Source organism: Olsenella sp. An188, from assembly GCF_002160255.1.
In the GTDB taxonomy this organism is placed as follows: domain Bacteria; phylum Actinomycetota; class Coriobacteriia; order Coriobacteriales; family Atopobiaceae; genus Thermophilibacter; species Thermophilibacter avistercoris.
Map to the genome: position 1 here is coordinate 304,357 of NZ_NFKF01000001.1, position 13,982 is coordinate 318,338.

The window sequence follows — 13,982 nt, forward strand, 5'->3', positions numbered from 1 at the left end:
CTACTCGCTCCTCAGCGCCTCGACCGGGTCGCGGCGGCTCGCGGCGGAGCTCGGGATGAGCCCGGCCACGAGCGTGAGCACGACCGAGACGCACACGAGCGCCGCCGCGGACTGCCACGGCAGGCTCATGATGTTCTCGACCGCAAAGCTCTGGGCGACCCAGGCGTTGATCGGCACCGAGACGCCGACCACGGCGGCGATGGCGAAGACGCCCGAGATGAGCCCCTCGATGAAGGTCTCCGCGTTGAAGACGCTGGCGACGTTTCTCTTGGAGGCGCCGATCGCGCGCAGGATGCCGATCTCCTTCTTGCGCTCGAGCACGCTGATGTAGGTGATGATGCCGATCATGATCGAGCTCACCACGAGCGAGATGCTCACGAAGGCGATGAGCACGAGCGAGATCATGTTCACGATGTCGGTGACCGACCCCATGATGATGCCCATGTAGTCGGTGTAGGTGATGACGCCGTCCTCGTTGCCCGCGGCACGCTGCCGCTCGTTGTAGGCGTCGATGGAGGCGAGCACCTGCTCCTTGGCCTCGAAGTCCTTGGGGTAGATCTGGATCGCCGCCGGGTCGTCCTCCGTCGCGTAGCCGAGCGTCTGGAGGTTGTTGTCGTAGGTGAGCTGGCTCGCGTTGGCGTAGCTCTCCATGAGCGAGGTGAGGTCCTCGGCGTCCATGTTGAAGTGGACAGCCGAGGCGAGCGCCTCGGCGTTCACGGAGAAGGCGTCCTGGAGGCCCTGGAGGCCGCCGGCGACCTGCGAGGCATAGGCGGACAGCGCCTGCGAGATGGACGCCTGGAGCTGGGACGATATGGCGTCGCCGATCTGGGTGGACATGCTCTGGAGGAAGGTCTGCAGGTAGGGGGCGAGGTCGTCCGAGACGTAGGCCGAGACGATCTGCTGGACGCGCTCGCGCACCGGCTGGCCGGCGACGGCGTTGATCTGGGCGAGAAGACCCTGGGCCTCCTCGGTCGCCAGGTACTGCTCGAAGTGGTCGACCACCTTCTGCACGAACTCGGGGTCGTCGGGGTCGAGCGCGCCCGCGTTCTCGCCCCACCAGGCGACGAAGCCCTGCGCGAGCTCGCCCCCCAGGCGCGTGGCCTCCTCGAGCTGGTCGAGCGTGAGCGGCGGGTCGGCGAGCTGCTGGTCGAGGATGGACGAGAAGTCCGGGCTCGGCACGCCGGCCACGAGCGACTCCACGTCCACCTGGTCGGCCACGCCCGAGAGGTCGACGCTCACGCCGGAGAGGTCGATCCCGGACGGGTCGAAGGCCGCCTCGAGGCCGCTCGTGTCGAACGAGAAGGCGGAGCGGAGCGCGGCCTCGTCGACCGTGAACAGGCTCTCGAGGTCGACCCCCTTGCGGGCCTCCTCCTGGAGCGTCTCGAAGCTCTTGCCGGTGAAGACGTCGGTCTCGGGGTCGGCGAGCTGCTGCTGCACGATCTCCGAGCTCGCCGCGCGCTCCATCAGGGCCTCGGTGAGGCCGTGGGTGTAGGCGATGCCGGCGGAGAGCGCCTTGGCGTCGCCGCTCTCGTTGGGCCGGACGACGCCCACGACGTGGAGGTCGAGCCCGGAATCGACGGCGGCGCGCATGAAGTCCTCGTCGGAGGACATGTCCGTCCAGCCCCCCGTCTCGGAGTTTCTGCGGTAGGCGTCCGCGGGGCCGATGACCTTGAAGCTGAGGCTGAGGGCGTCGTCGTAGGTGAAGTCGACCTCCTGCTGCTCCACCTCGGTCTCCCCCGCCGTCCCGCTCATGGCGGACGAGACCATCTGCGTGAGCTCGGCGGGGTCGAGGACGCCGATGCCGTAGAGGGTGTAGTCGGAGATGCGCCCGCTCTGCGTGAGGACGAGCACGCACTCGTCCGGCTCGGTCGCCCAGCGGCCGGCCACCACGTCGTACTGGGACTCGAGGAGCGCCTGGTCGTCGATCATCTCGTTGAAGACGCTCATGCCCGAGCTCATGCCCGCGGTTGCCGTGCCCGAAGCCCCGCCGGTCATCGTGGTGGAGAGCGCGTTGGGGCTGAGCTGGGTCACGCCCGACTCGGTGTCGGAGGAGTAGACGAGCGGGGTCAGGCCGTAGTCGTACTGGATCGCGTTGACGTAGCTCTCGATCCCCGACTCGCCCGACTCGAGGTAGCTCTTGAGGCCGGAGAGGTCGTTTGAGCCCACCGAGGCGAACATGTCCGTGAGCATCATGTACTCGGGGATGGAGGTCGAGCCGCCCTCGTCGGCCTCGGAGGAGGACGCGTCGGCCTGCCCCCCGCCCGACGAGGACGGGTCCTCCGAGAGCATCCCCGAGACGTCCATGCTCTGCTTGGTGATCGAGAGCGGGTAGCTCGAGAGCGTGTCCTCCTCCACGCGCGCGATGTACTCGTTCACGCCGTTGGCGAGCGCGAGGATGGCCGCGATGCCGATGATGCCGATCGAGCCGGCGAAGGCCGTCATGATGGTGCGGCCCTTCTTGGTCATGAGGTTGTTGAAGGACAGGCCGAGCGCGGTGAGAAACGACATCGAGGTTCTTCTCGCCTGCTTGGCCTCGCGCCGCGCGGCGTCCCTCGGGTCGAAGGGGTTGGAGTCGGCCGTGACGTGCCCGTCGGCGAGCTCGACGATGCGCGTGGCGTATCTGCGCGCGAGCTCGGGGTTGTGCGTGACCATGACGACGAGCCTGTCGCGCGCGACCTCCTTGAGCAGGTCCATCACCTGGACCGAGGTCACGGAGTCGAGCGCCCCGGTGGGCTCGTCGGCGAGCAGGATCTCGGGGTCGTTGATGAGGGCGCGCGCGATGGCGACGCGCTGCATCTGGCCTCCCGAGAGCTGGCTGGGCCGCTTGTTGACGTGGTCGGCGAGCCCCACGCGCGCCAGGGCGTCGAGCGCTCGCCGGCGACGCTCGGCACGGCCCACGCCCGACAGCGTGAGCGCGAGCTCGACGTTGGCGAGGATGGTCTGGTGCGGGATGAGGTTGTAGCTCTGGAACACGAAGCCGATGCGGTTGTTGCGGTAGGCGTCCCAGTCGCGGTCGCGGTACTTGCGGGTGGAGATGCCGTCAATCACGAGGTCGCCCTCGTCGAAGTGGTCCAGGCCGCCCACGATGTTGAGCATCGTGGTCTTGCCGGAGCCGGAGGGGCCGAGAACGGCCACGAACTCGTTGTCGCGGAAGGCAACCGAGACGTGGTCGAGCGCGACCTGGGTGAACGAGGGCGTGACGTAGCGCTTGCAGATGTCTCTGAGCTCGAGCATGGGGCCTCCGCGGGAGAGCTGACGTGCTGATTCGAATAGCGTACCCAAAGCGCCGTCCCGGGAGACACCAGTATTCGAATTCGATTCAAAACCAAAGCGCCGGGGTTTCTGCCGGGGGTGATGCGTGCAGGTTGTGGACGATTTCCGGGGCCAGACCGACCGGAAACTGCACGCGCGGCAGAGACGTGCAGGTTGCGGACGGTTTGGGAGTCGGAATCGACCGGAAGCTGCACGTACGAGAAGAACGTGCAGGTTGCGGACGGTCCGAGGGCGCAAAGCGACCGCAACCTGCACGTGCGAGCGGTGCGCGCAGGTTGCGGACGGTCTGACACCGCAGAGCGACCGCAAGCCGCACGTTCTTCTCGCCATGGAACCCAGCCGGGGGCGCCGGGCCGCGTGCCGTGACGCGCGGCCCAGCGCCTACCCCAGCAGCACGCGGCGGCACTCGCGAACGCACAGCAGGTAGTACAGGCCGAGAAGCGCGAGCGTGCCACCGAGCGAGAGCGCGGCGATGGCGGCGAACACCCCGTCGGAGACGCCCATCGCGAGCTGGCGCACGAGCAGGAGCCCCACGAGGTCGTGCGCGACCGCCATGGCCGCGGGCAGCGCGAAGGCCGCCCCCACCTGGGAGCGCACCGCGGCGCGCATCTCCTTCGGGTCAGCGCCGAGCTCGGCGAGCGTCGCGTACGCGCGCCGCCCGTCCGCGGCCTGGCTCACCTGCTGCAGCGCAAGCACCGCCGCCGCGGCCACGAGGAACGACTCCCCGTAGAAGATCCCCACGTAGCCAATCGGCGCGAGCGACGCCTCCGCGAGCGCGCCCGGGTCGACCGCGCCGGCCGCGCGCTGCCCCACCGAGAACGCGAGCCCCGCGCAGACCATGCACACCGCGCAGGACAGCAGCACGCACGTGCAGGAGAGCGCCTGGCAGCTCGTCGAGACGTGCCCCTCGAGCTGACGCAGCGCGAAGGCGCGCAGCCCCTCCCAGTAGCGCTCCCGGCGGCGCATGCGCGCCGGCACACGCGAGGCGACCAGGCGAAAGACGAGGGAGGTCGCCACATAGGCCATCCAGCCCATGGGCAGGATGAGGAAGATGAAGAGCCCGGGCTGCACCACGCACGACCCCCACACCACCGCGAGCAGCACCGCCGCGAGCGCGGCCTGCGCCCGCGTGACGCCCCGCCCCGTGAGGACGAGGCGCTCGGGCGCGCGGGAGCGCTCGATAAGGTCAACGAGCGGCCGGCGCAGCACGTCGACCACGCTCAGAAGGACCGCAGCGCCCTCGATTCCGGCAAACCAGCCGCAGGTGGCGAGCGCCGCGTCAGGCGAGAAGGACCACGCGAGCCTCCACGGCACGCCAAAGACGAACGCCGCCACCGCCCCGAACGCCGGGGAGGCCAGCGCGCCCAGCGCGACGCCGGCCGCGAGCGCGGCGACGCCGACGAGCACGCCCTCCGCGGCAACGATGCCCGCGAGCTGGGTCGCTCGCATCCCAAGCAGCCCGTACAGCCCGAACTCCGCGGCGCGCCGCCGGACGATGAAGCGGCTCGCGTAGGCAACGAGCACGGCAAAGACGAGCACCACGAAGGTCGAGAACGCGCCGAGGATGTCGCGCGACTTGCCCAAGACGGCGAGCTGCGCCTCGTTGAGTCCCATCGCCATCAGGTAGTCGCCCGAGGCGTTGAACGAGTACAGCAGGCAGGCGGCAAACGCGAGCGTGGCAAAGTAGACGGAGTAGTCGCGCACGCTGCGGCTCACGTTGCCGAGCGCAAGGCGCAGGGTCACGGGCATGGTCGCTCCCATCGACGAGGCGGTCTGGACTCCCCCATCATGCTTCTCACCGCGGGCGCTCGCCATCGGGCGGGCTTATCGCCAGCTAAGGATTTCGCAAGGAGGAAAGGCGACGCCGGGGGTCCTACCCACGCCCCCCTGGTCGACACGCGAAAAATAACCCACATTTGAAGCATTCCGGCAAAGAGCCAACAGGCAAAACGTCGCCTTCACAAAACCAAATGTGGGTTATTTTTTGCCTAGCCCAAAGAGGCGACGGGACGCAGGCGGCAACGGGCGCAATTCGCTCCAATCCCCGACGCGCAAGCGCTACACTACCCGCCATGGCAGACACGGCGAGAAAAACCACGGTGCTTTTGGCCGGCGGGGCGGGCGGCGTGCCCGTCGAGGCGGAGCGCAGGCGCGTGCGCCGCCTCAACCTGCGCCTGCGCGCGGACGGCTCGGCACACCTCTCCATCCCGCAGCGCTGCACGCTCGCCCAGGCGCAGCGCTTCCTGGACGCGCACGAGGCGTGGCTGCGCGAGCGCCTGCGCCGGCGAGAGGAGCGTGCCGTCGCGGCCGCCGACGGACGGGTGCCGCTCTGGGGGCAGCTCGTAGAGCTGCCCGCGGGCACGACCCCCGACGAGCTCTACCGGCGCGAGCTCGCCGCGCGCCTGCCGGAGGTCGTGGCGCGCATGGAGGCGGCGACCGGGCGGCATGCCATTGGCTGGCAGCTGCGCGCCATGTCCTCGCGCTGGGGCTCCTGCACGCCGGCGACCGGCCGCATCCGCATCAACGTTCGCCTGGCCGCCTACCCGCCCGCCTGCCTGGACTACGTGGTGGCCCACGAGCTCACGCACCTCGCCGAGCCGAGTCACGACGCGCGCTTCCACGAGCTTCTCGCCCGCGCCTACCCCGACGAGCGCGCGGCCCGCGCGCTGCTGAGGCGGGACGCCCGCGAGCTGGCCGAGGAGACGACCCGCGCGCGTTAGCCCGAGGCAAACGCACGGTCCACGCCAGAAAGGCGTGCGCCCGGCTCGGGACAGCGGACCCGAGCCGGGCGCACGCGCGGCGCTCACGCATGAGACGACGGGCCTACTTCTCGGCGGCCTCCGCGCCCCAGCGCTCGCGGCCGAGCTCGGACCACTCCGGCTCCTCGTCGGGCAGCGAGCCGGCCTTCTTGCCGAAGAGCTCCCTCAGGCAGTGGTAGGCGACGAAGACGCCCAGGATCACGATCAGGATCGCAAAGACGAGCTGCAGGCCGGACGTGGCGATGACGGCCGCACCGCCCGCCGCCAGCGCGTTCACGCAGCCGATGATGCTCTGCACGAGGGACGTGAACGTGCACACCAGCAGAAACGCCACGGGTACGTACAGCATCCAGCCCTTGCGGCCGGTGCACTTGCAGAACACGGCGAGCGCGATCATGGTCATGCCGCCGAGCAGCTGGTTGGAGGCGCCGAACAGCGGCCAGATGTTGTTGTAGCCGCCAAAGGCGAGCGCGAATCCCAGCACGAGCGTCACGACGGTGGAGACCCAGGTGTTGGAGCAGACGCGGGCCAGGCCGCCGCGCTCGGGACCGGCGACGGCCGCGTCGCTGCCCTCGGCGAAGAACTCCTGGAACGAGAGGCGCCCGATGCGCGCCACCGCGTCAACCGAGGTCAGCGCGAGCGCGGAGACGCACATCGTCATGAACACCGTGGCGAGCGTGGCGTCGACGCCAAAGGCCGTCATGCCGCGCGCGACGCCCTGCGAGAAGATCTGGAACGGGGTCGCGGCGACGCCGTTGTTGAGCGCGCCCGTCCCGGCGGTGTTGAGGTCGGAGAACATGATGGCGGCCACGACGATGGCGAGCACGCCCACGAACGACTCGGCGACCATGGCGCCGTAGCCCACGGGAAGCATGTCGCGCTCGTCGGAGACCTGCTTGGAGGAGGTGTTGGTGGAGACGAGGCTGTGGAAGCCCGAGAGGGCGCCGCAGGCCACGGAGACGAACAGCAGCGGGAAGATGTAGCTGCCCTTGTCCGCCAGCGCGGCGACGTCGGCGACCATGGGCGCGGTCATCGTCGCCTGGCCGTTGGCGCCCAGGACGAAGATGCCGACCACGGCGCACGCGATCATGACGATCATCATGATGGACGTGAGGTAGTCGCGCGGCTGCTTGAGCGTCTGGATCGGCATGGCCGCGGCAAAGAGCAGGTAGACCGCGATGACGGCGAACCAGCCGAACTTGCTCAGGTACAGCGGGACCTGCATGCCCACGGCAAACATCGCCACGAACAGCACCACGGCGAGCACGAGCTCCTTGGCGCCCGAGAGCCCGAAGCGGCGGTTGACCCAGCCGAAGAGGATGGCCACGAACGTGAACAGGATCGAGATCGTGCCGGCCGCGCCACCCGCGTAGGACTTGGCCACGTCAACGGAGCCGTCGGCGAGGTAGGTGGCCTGGAACGTGCCCGCCACCATGTCCACGAAGGCCGCGATGACGATGATCGTGAACAGCCAGCTGAAGATCAGGAAGAGCTTGCGGCCCGTGCGGCCGATGTACTTCTCGATGAGCTGGGCGAGCGACTTGCCGTTGTTCTTGACGCTCGCGTACAGCGCGCCGAAGTCGTGCACGGCGCCGAAGAAGATGCCGCCCACGAGCACCCACAGCAGCACCGGCAGCCAGCCGAACATCATGGCCGCGATGGTGCCCGTGACGGGGCCCGCGCCGCAGATGGAGCTGAACTGGTGCGAGAAGGCCGTGAAGCACGAGGCCGGCGAGAAGTTCTTGTCGTCCTCGAGGCGCTTGGCGGGGGTGAGGGCGCTCGCGTCGACGCCCCAGCTCTTGGCCAGCCAGCGCCCGTAGAGCACGTAGCCGGCCACGAGCACCACGGCGGCCACGAGCACGATGACGATTCCGTTCATGTGTGTCCTTCCTGAAAGCGTTTTGATGCCCGCCCATGATGCACCCTGCCTCTCCACACATCCCACAAAGTTCCCGACCGCTAACCGGCAGGAAACATGCCGTTCATCCTTCTGGCGAGAAAAACCGCGCGCTCGCCGCCCCTCCGGCAAGGCGCGCGTGACGAAACCGTCACGGCGCGGCCCGGGCGCCGCCGCCTATACTCGGACGAGACGAAAGGAGCTACCCATGCTGCGCATCCTGCTCGCCGAGGACGACCCGCTGATCGTCGAGGGGCTCTCGGAGCTGCTCGCCAACGAGGGCTACGTCGTGGACTCCTCCCCCACCCAGGCCGGCGCCGTCGAGCTGGCCTGCCGCCCGCACGCCGACTACGCGCTCGCCCTCGTGGACCTCACGCTGGCCGAGGGCAACGGCTTCGCCGTGTGCAGCGCCATCAAGAGCGCCACGCCGGACGTCCCGGTGATCTTCCTCACCGCCGCCGACGACGAGCTCAACACCGTGACGGGCCTCTCCATGGGCGCCGACGACTACGTGGCCAAGCCCTTCCGCCCGCGCGAGCTCGTGGCCCGCATCCAGGCCGCCGTCCGCCGCGCCCGCCCCGAGCGCACGGTCCTGCGCCTGGGCCGCGTGCAGATTGACCCCGACCGCGCCCACGTGGAGAAGGACGGCCGCGAGGTCACGCTCTCCGCGCTCGAGTACCGCCTGCTGCTGCTCTTTGCCAAGAACGCCGGCAAGCTCGTCACGCGCGACATGATGCGCGACGCCCTCTGGGACGACGCGGGCGCCTACGTGGAGGAGAACACGCTCTCGGTCTACATCAAGCGCCTGCGCGACAAGCTCGAGGACGACCCGTCCGCCCCCACGCTCATCGTGACCATCCGCGGGCTGGGGTATCGCGCCAACGACCTGAGGGACGCCTCGTGATCTGGCGCAACCGGGAGGTGTTCCGCGCGCTTGCGGCCTTCGCCCTCGTGGCGGCCGCCTGCGCGCTGGCGGCCTGGGCCACGCTCGGCGCGCAGGCGGCGCTGGCCGTGGCGCTCACGGCGGCGGCGCTCGCGGTGGTGTTTCTCGCCAGCACGTGGGCGCGCTACCGGGCGCTGGAGCGCATGGCGGCGCAGGTGGACGACGTGCTGCACGGCGCGCGCGACGTGAGCTTCGAGCGCATGCGCGAGGGCGAGCTCGCCATCCTGGCCTCCGAGCTGGACAAGATGCAGAGCCGCCTCACCCTCGCCAACGAGGCCCTCGAGCGCGAGAAGAACGCCCTGGCGGACTCGCTGGCCGACATATCGCACCAGCTCAAGACGCCGCTCACCTCGCTCGCGCTCATGACGGCGCTGGCGCGGCGCGAGCTTGCGGCCGAGGGCGGCCACGAGGCCCAGGTCGCGCGGCTGCGCACGATGGAGCGCCTCGAGGACCGCGTGGAGTGGCTCGTCTCGTCGCTGCTCAAGCTCGCGCGCATCGACGCCGGCGTGGTGACCTTCGCGCGCACCCGCGTGGACGCCGCCCTTCTGGTCGAGCGCGCCGCCGAGCCGCTGGCCGTGGCCTTCGACCTCGCCGACGTCACGCTCGAGCGCGACGTGGCGCCCGGCTCCGGCTTCGAGGGGGACCTCTCCTGGACCGCCGAGGCCCTGGAGAACGTCCTCAAGAACTGCCTCGAGCACACCCCTGCCGGCGGGCGCGTGCGCGTGAGCTGCTCCGAGGACGCGCTGGCCTTCCGCATGCGTGTGGCCGACACCGGCCCCGGCATCGCGCAGAAGGACCTGCCGCACGTCTTCGAGCGCTTCTACCGCGGCGGCGAGAAGGACCTCGGCACCGCCGGCGGCTCCGAGGTCGAGCCCACCGGCGTCGGCATCGGCCTGGCGCTCGCCAAGAGCCTCGTGACCGCCCAGGGCGGCTCGGTGCGCGCCTCCAACGCGCCCGGGGGCGGCGCCGTCTTCGACATCGTCTTCTTCAAGGCCGTCGTGTAGCGCGCCCGCGCGGCCCTTCTCGCCCGCGCCCCGCTCGCCGCGCCCCGCAGGCTGCCAAGCCTTGCCGGTTGCCAAGCCTCACCGGCTGCCGCCCCCCCACCGGCTGCCACAAAACCCGCCCGATTGGGCGTCCGCCCCGCCGAGCGTCGCCCCGGACGCCTCCCGTGCCGCAAACCACCCGCGATTGGGTGGCATCCTTGATGCGCGGGGCCAGCGGGACGCAGGAATTGCCACGTTTTTCTCGCCGTTGGGTGGATTTCATGGCGAGAAGAACGTGGCAGCATCAAGGATGCCACCCAATCGCCCCGGGTTTGCGCGCCTGCGCGCCCCGGACGTGCCCCGAGCCTGCGCGCGGGCGCTCCCCCGGCCCCCGACCCCGCGCCGGCCCATGTGACGGATTCGTCACGCGCGCGTCACCGCCGCCCAAGCCGTGCGGAGCACCATAGAATCGTCACTGAAAGCAGCCTTCAGGGAGTCAGCATGGACATTCTCCAGGTCGAGCACCTCACCAAGACCTACGGCGCCGGCGACACCGCCGTGCGGGCCCTCGACGACGTGAGCCTCACCGTCGCCGCGGGCGAGTTCGTGGCCATCATCGGGAGCTCGGGGTCGGGCAAGTCGACGCTGCTCCACCTCATCGGCGGCGTCGACCGCCCCACCTCGGGCACCGTGCGCGTGAACGGCGAGGACGTCTTCGACCGCAGCGACGAGGAGCTGGCCGTCTTCCGCCGCCGCGAGGTGGGCCTCGTCTACCAGTTCTACAACCTCGTCCCCGTGCTCGACGTGGTGGAGAACATGTGCCTGCCCGTGCTCATGGACGGCCGCCCCGTCAACCAGGCGCGCCTCGAGAACATGCTCCACGTGCTCGGCCTCGAGGGGCGCGAGCACCACCTCCCCAACCAGCTCTCCGGCGGCCAGCAGCAGCGCGTCGCCATCGGGCGCGCCCTCATGAACGCCCCGGCCGTGGTGCTTGCCGACGAGCCCACCGGCAACCTCGACTCCAAGAACTCCGCCGAGATCATGCACCTGCTGCGCAAGTCGAACCGCGAGCTCGGCCAGACGCTCATCGTCATCACCCACGACGAGGACATCGCCCTCTCGGCAGACCGCGTGATAGCGCTCGAGGACGGCCGCGTGGCCTCCGACACGAGGGCGAGGTGATCGGCGTGACGGGACACGGACCGAGGGGCGCGCGCCGCGCCGGCGGGACGCCCGGGGCCATCTTCACCCGCTTCACCCTGCGCTCGCTCGCCGCCAACCGCATGCGCACCGTCGTCACCGTGGTCGGCATCGCGCTCGCCGCCGGGCTGCTCACCGCGGTCCTCGCGAGCGTCTCCAGCCTGCGCCAGGGCCTGATGGACCGCACGCGCGCCACCGACGGCGTGTACCAGCTCGCCTTCCAGTACACGGACGCCGAGAAGATCGACGAGCTCCGCGCGCAGATGGGCGAGCACCTCGACCGCCTGGCCGTGGAGCGCGACCTCGGCGCCGCCCCGCTGTCCGCCGCCGACGCGGAGAGCCTAGGCACCTTCCTCGGCGTCATGGGCCTCCCCCTGGAGCAGGGCGGCACGGCCCACGCGGCCGGCGACGAGGCGTTTGACGTGACGCGCATGCCCGAGGCCACCGAAGGCCGCCTGCCGGAGGCCCCCGGGGAGATCTGCCTCCCCTCCTACCTGAGGGGGCAGACGCTCACGGGAGGCGCCTCGAGCGTCGGGGACGTGGGCTCGTGCGCCGTAAGCGACGGGGCGATCGAGCTCGGCTCGCGCGTCACGCTCGCGCTCGGCCGCCGGGTTGCGGCGGGCGACCCGTCCTACAGCTTCCGCTCCGGGGCAACCTACTTCGAGGGGGACGAGTCGCTCGTCGACGTGGGCTCCCCGCGCACCTACTCCGTCGTCGGCTTCTACGACCCCTCCTACGCGAGCGGCAACGTGGCGCTCGTGTGCCCCGAGGAGGGCGCCGCCACGGCCTCGGGCGAGGTCGTGAGCACGGCCTACCTCTCGACCACCGGCTACCAGAGCAGCGCCCAGATGAGCGACGAGCTGGCGGCGATCGGCGTCGACTCGTTCCAGTCCAACAGGACGCTGCTCATGTACCAGGGCCTCGAGCGCGAGCTCGGCGTGACCCAGTCCTTCGAGATGATCGCCGCGACCCTCGCCGTCGTTATCATGGTCGCCGCGGTCTCGCTCATCTCCAACTCCTTCGCCATCTCCATCTCGGAGCGCACGCGGCAGTTCGGCCTGCTCTCCTCCCTCGGGGCCTCCCGCCGCCAGCTCAGGCGCACCGTCCTCACCGAGGCGGCGGTGCTCGGGCTCGCCGCCATCCCGGTCGGGGTCTGCCTGGGCCTGGCCGGCGCCGCGGTCGCCTTCGCGCTCACGGCCGAGGGCTGGTCAGCCATGCTCGGCGAGGGCGTCTCCGTCGGGCTCGTCGTGCGTCCGGGGGACCTCGCGCTCGCCGTCGCGCTCTCGGCGGTGACGCTCGTCGTGAGCGCCTGGGCCCCGGCCGCGCGGGCGGGCCGCGTCTCCGCCGTCGACGCCATCCGCTCCGCCCGCGACGTGCGCCCGAGCCGCCGCCTGCAGAGGGCCTTCGCACGCAGGAGGGGCGCGATGGACGACCTCTCCGCGGACGGGAGCCGCCCCCGCGGCCTGGCCGCGCGACTCGGCGGCATGCCGGCGTTTCTCGCCCGGCGCACCCTGGACGTATCCGCGGGCAAGTCGCGGGTCGCGGCCGTCTCCCTCGCCGTGTCCGTTGCGCTGCTCGTCACGGCGGGCCTGATCGGGGACTACCTCGGCGCGTCCACGTCCTACATCGACACCGGGTCGGCCGACCTCAACGTCTACGTGACCCCGGAGGGCGGCTTCACGGGAACCGTCGAGGACGCCCCCGTGGCGCGGATGAACGAGCTCGTCGGGGAGATCTCCAAGGTCGGCGGCATCGAGCGTGCGAGCGCGATCGCCACCGGGACGTCGGGGATCCGCGTGGACCCCGCCTACATGAGCGCAGACGCGCTCGCGACCTTCTCCGAGCGCAGCTCCTACGACCCTTACGGCACGCCCGAGGGCTACGCCCAGGCCATCGTGCACCTGGTGGACGACGCGACCTGGCGAGAGATGGCCTCCGAGCTGGGGGTCGGCGGCAGCGAGGCCGACCCGGCGAACCTCTCCTGCGTGGTCCTGAATGCCGTCGACGTCAACGACGGGAACACCTACGGGACCGTGGCGCCGCTCGAGCCGGGCGTCGAGCGCCTGAGCCTGCTCGCGGAGCCCGAGGCTCTCCCGGACGACCAGTGGGTCGGCACGACCTTCGCCGACGGCCAGGCCGTCTACGGCGTCCTCACGGTGGACGACAGCGAGGGGACCGTCCTGGTGGCGACACCCGAGGAGGCGGGCCTCGGAGAGGTCGAGGTGAGCGTCGCCGCCTGCGTCGACGATCTGGGCGACTCCTTCCCCGCGGGCGCGAGCCTCCTGCGCTCCGCCAACTCGGTCACCGTCCTCATGCCCGAGCGCGCGGTCGCGGCGAGCGAGGCGGCGGGGGCGGTTCGCAACTTCAGCGTGGCCTACTACATGGACGTGGCCGCGGGGGCGGACGACGTCCGGGCGCTCTCCGACGTCGAGGAGACCATCGCCGGTCACGACGACCTCGTCGTCAGCGGCTCGACCAACCTCGCCGAGCTCGCCCGCGAGAGCCGCTCCATGGAGTACACGATCGTCGTGTTCCTCTACTGCTTCACCGCCATCACGATGGCCATCGCCGTCGCGAACGTCTTCAACACCATCGCCTCCGCGCTCATGCTGCGCACGCGCGAGTTCGCCGTGCTGCAGAGCGCGGGCATGGGGAGAAGGAGCTTCCGACGCATGATCGTGCTCGAGTGCGCCGACTTCGCGGCGAAGGGGCTCGTCGGCGGCGTGGCGCTCGCCGCGCTCGTCAACGTGGCGCTCTTCCAGGCCATGAGCCTCTCGATCGGAACGCTCGCCTTCGACATGCCCTGGGGCCACGTCGCGCTGTCCTGCGCCGTGGTGGCGCTCGTCCTCGCCGCGAGCGCGCTCTACGCGCTGAGAAAGACCCACGCCATGAACCTCGTCGAGGCCCTACGGGCCGATGCCCTCTAG

General features: G+C 70.5%; 8 protein-coding genes. 5 read left to right on the forward strand and 3 right to left on the reverse strand.

The genetic code is table 11. The features are described from left to right. Window positions 1–3,234 (reverse strand): ABC transporter ATP-binding protein/permease, encoded by a 3,234-nt coding sequence (locus B5F23_RS01405; protein ID WP_087350758.1) that lies wholly within the window; start codon window positions 3,232–3,234, stop codon window positions 1–3. Between the two features lie 420 nt (window positions 3,235–3,654). Beyond that, window positions 3,655–5,022 carry an FtsX-like permease family protein gene (locus B5F23_RS01410; protein WP_241145761.1) on the reverse strand — a complete coding sequence of 456 codons (1,368 nt, stop codon included), beginning with the start codon at window positions 5,020–5,022 and terminating at the stop codon, window positions 3,655–3,657. A gap of 323 nt (window positions 5,023–5,345) precedes the next feature. On the opposite strand from B5F23_RS01410, the gene B5F23_RS01415 reads away from it, so the two are divergent. Then, on the forward strand, window positions 5,346–5,993 hold the full coding sequence (locus B5F23_RS01415) for a M48 family metallopeptidase (protein WP_206392174.1): 648 nt from the start codon (window positions 5,346–5,348) through the stop codon (window positions 5,991–5,993). 103 nt (window positions 5,994–6,096) lie between these two features. On the opposite strand, the gene B5F23_RS01420 is transcribed toward B5F23_RS01415, so the two are convergent. Next, window positions 6,097–7,911 (reverse strand): carbon starvation CstA family protein, encoded by a 1,815-nt coding sequence (locus tag B5F23_RS01420; RefSeq protein ID WP_087350768.1) that lies wholly within the window; start codon window positions 7,909–7,911, stop codon window positions 6,097–6,099. Between the two features lie 226 nt (window positions 7,912–8,137). Here B5F23_RS01420 and B5F23_RS01425 point away from each other — a divergent pair, with 226 nt between their 5' ends. The 4 genes from B5F23_RS01425 to B5F23_RS01440 all read left to right on the forward strand — a co-directional run bounded on the left by B5F23_RS01425 (window position 8,138) and on the right by B5F23_RS01440 (window position 13,982). Beyond that, entirely contained in the window at window positions 8,138–8,833 is a 696-nt protein-coding gene (locus B5F23_RS01425) for a response regulator transcription factor (protein ID WP_087350771.1), read from the forward strand. Next, entirely contained in the window at window positions 8,830–9,876 is a 1,047-nt protein-coding gene (locus tag B5F23_RS01430) for a sensor histidine kinase (RefSeq protein ID WP_241145762.1), read from the forward strand. Before B5F23_RS01425 ends, B5F23_RS01430 begins: the two co-directional genes overlap by 4 nt. Before the next feature lie 480 nt (window positions 9,877–10,356). Continuing rightward, on the forward strand, window positions 10,357–11,037 hold the full coding sequence (locus B5F23_RS01435) for an ABC transporter ATP-binding protein (protein WP_087350774.1): 681 nt from the start codon (window positions 10,357–10,359) through the stop codon (window positions 11,035–11,037). Between the two features lie 5 nt (window positions 11,038–11,042). Beyond that, a complete protein-coding gene (locus tag B5F23_RS01440) occupies window positions 11,043–13,982 on the forward strand; it encodes an ABC transporter permease (protein ID WP_143786331.1) in 2,940 nt (979 codons plus the stop codon).